The 2,393-nt window shown below is 46.7% G+C and carries 2 protein-coding genes; both read right to left on the bottom strand.

The features are described from left to right. A partial coding sequence (yqeK, locus tag H6S82_RS29285) for a bis(5'-nucleosyl)-tetraphosphatase (symmetrical) YqeK (RefSeq protein WP_191057180.1) occupies positions 1–556 on the bottom strand: 556 nt, incomplete at its 3' end. Positions 557–695: 139 nt separating this feature from the next. Continuing rightward, a complete protein-coding gene (locus tag H6S82_RS29280) occupies positions 696–1,955 on the bottom strand; it encodes a glycosyltransferase family 4 protein (protein ID WP_190464939.1) in 1,260 nt (419 codons plus the stop codon). Between the last annotated feature and the right edge of the window lie 438 nt (positions 1,956–2,393).

Raw genomic sequence — 2,393 nt, 5'->3', positions numbered from 1 at the left:
TTTGCATAGCCCAATTGCGGGTCAGTATAGTTCTGGGGTGAATTAATCGATGGGTTGCTATCAAATATTTCAGCGAATAATCGCAAGTTCGCCAAACAGCTTTGTATAGATTTTGGCGACTTTCTTGCCGCAGAGCTTCTAGCTCTGGGGTATTGCCTCGTTCCGGCTCTAGACTGTCAGCTAAAAATACGCTACAGCTCAACAAGCTCATACCGGGTCTGCCCAAAGTATGATTCCGGATGGCCTGCAATATTTCTTCATCATCTACGCCAAACACGTCTCTAGCCACGATCGCACTTACTTCTGCGTGCAGTAAATGCGGATTTTCCTCATCTACAGGATCGAGTTCCAATCCTTCTTGCCGTGCTGTGGAAAGGAGAAGTTGAGGTTTAAAATATTTTGCCAAATCGTGCATCAAACCGGATACAGCGGCTTTTTCGCAATTCAAATTGTGCAGCGTCGCCAGTTCGATCGACATCTGTTCGACTCGAATAATATGCTGGAGTCGAGAATGGGGAACGTTATCTGCTAACCAGGCCAATACCCGATCGCGCATTACTTTATTCAACCATATAGCACAACAACTCGATCGTCAAAGGCACTATTTACACGCCATAAGCGATCGATGTGCTTATTTTATCGTTTTTAAGATTTGAAAAGGTGACGCACCCTGCCAAAGCAGCGTCGAACATCTCCTAGCTTGGCAACGGTTTCGGCTTTGAGGCTAGCTGAGTGCCGAAAGAAGCAAACAGTTCCTCATAGCTATTCAAGGCTTGCTCAAACGAATAATGCTCTACCGCGTGCTGTCTGGCTTGCCGTCCTAGCATTTCTGCTTTTTCGGGATTGTTGTAGAGTTCTTCAATCGCAAACGCTAAAGCTTTCGGGTCTTCTGGAGTTACCACCAAACCGCCGCCGCTTTGTCGCACTGCTTTAGCCGCAGTACCGGTCGCGGGTACGGAGGCAACGATCGGACGACCTGAAGCCAGAATCACAGGAATTTTCGAGGGTAAGTTGAACGCTATTACATTCGGCTTTTGAGTCACCAAGCTTACATCTGCCGCAGCTAGCATTTCCGGTAATTTTTCGCGGGGTTGGAATGGTAACAGTTTGACGTTATGAGCTTGGTCAATTTCGCAATAATACTGCACCCGCTCCAAAGCTTGCCCATCACCTACAATTACAAACACAATTTCCGGGATATGGCTCAGCAGGGCTGCTGCTTTAATAACTGTTCTTATATCTTGAGTGAGGGCAATGTTACCGGAGTAGAGTACGACAAACTTACCATTGAGTTGATGTTCAGCCCGGAAAGCGTTATTTTCCTTCGGTAAGGGGCGGATAAAATTCACATCTACCCAGTTGGGGATCAGCTCGATTTTGCTGGGCGAAACGCCTTTTGCCAGTAAGTTCTCCACAAACCCATCGGCGATGACGCTAATTTTAGTTGCTGTCCGATTGGCAAATTTTTCCAGGGCTTCAAAAGCGCGAATTACAAGTTTATTATTCAACAAACCAACGGAAACAGCCGCTTCGTGTTGAATATCCTGAACGTTCAAGACTACCGGACAGCCCCGCAGCCATCCCACTAGAGCAGCCGGTAGGCAAACTGGCAGAGGCGGTACTGTTGCCAGGATAACGTCCGGTCGCTCGCCTTTGAGGGCGAGTAGGAAGCTGGTCAGCACAAAGCTGCCATCCAATAGCACTCGATCGAGCAAACTCGGTTTCGGGCGAATCATGACGTAACTGCGTTCGATTAAAACACCGTTTCTTTGTTCGGCTTTGTACAGTTTCCGTCGGTATCCGGGGTAGATGCGGCGTTCTGGATAGTTAGGCATGGCCGTGACAACGCGGACTTCGTGACCGCGCTTGACCAAACCTTCTGCCAGTTCCGTCATCAGGGGAGCGATGCCGATCGGCTCTGGATGATAGTTGTAGGAGTAAATTAAGATCTGCATACCCCAAGTTTATGCAATTTTGTAAAAGACTGGCGAGTAATTTTATATCTAAAGGTAGATGTTTTTTTGGAGGCTCCTGTTGTTATACGTTTAGGCAGAGTTTTTGGCTAACGCCTCCTTTTTCCGGCCTATCTGCACTCGCAACCCCCATAGCACCTTAAACAAGGTTGTTGACACTCTCATTAGCTCGCCAAACTAAGTATTCCCCAGCGGACGCTTTGAGTTATCAAAGCAGAACAGCTAATTTGGCCAAGTTTGACTGATATTGCTAAGGCAAAAGGTTTTCCTTTTCTTGAATGACATTTAAACACCGATCGCGAGAATCGTCAATTTAATTTATTTAGTGCTTTGGCCTTTTTTTGTCGCCAATATTTCTTCTGCAAAGCTTGACATTTACTGAAAATATACGTACCCAGCTAACCTCGCAAGCTTAAGTAA

The sequence above is a fragment of the Planktothrix sp. FACHB-1355 genome (assembly GCF_014748295.1).
In the GTDB taxonomy this organism is placed as follows: Bacteria; Cyanobacteriota; Cyanobacteriia; order Cyanobacteriales; family Aerosakkonemataceae; genus Aerosakkonema; species Aerosakkonema funiforme_A.
Note: the sequence above shows the minus strand (reverse complement) of the source record. Positions and strands in the feature narration are given on the sequence as shown.

What these genes read in the sequence shown, in the direction of transcription:
- H6S82_RS29280 (WP_190464939.1), bottom strand. Translation starts at nt 1,955, where the DNA reads ATGCAGATCTTAATTTACTCCTACAACTATCATCCAGAGCCGATCGGC.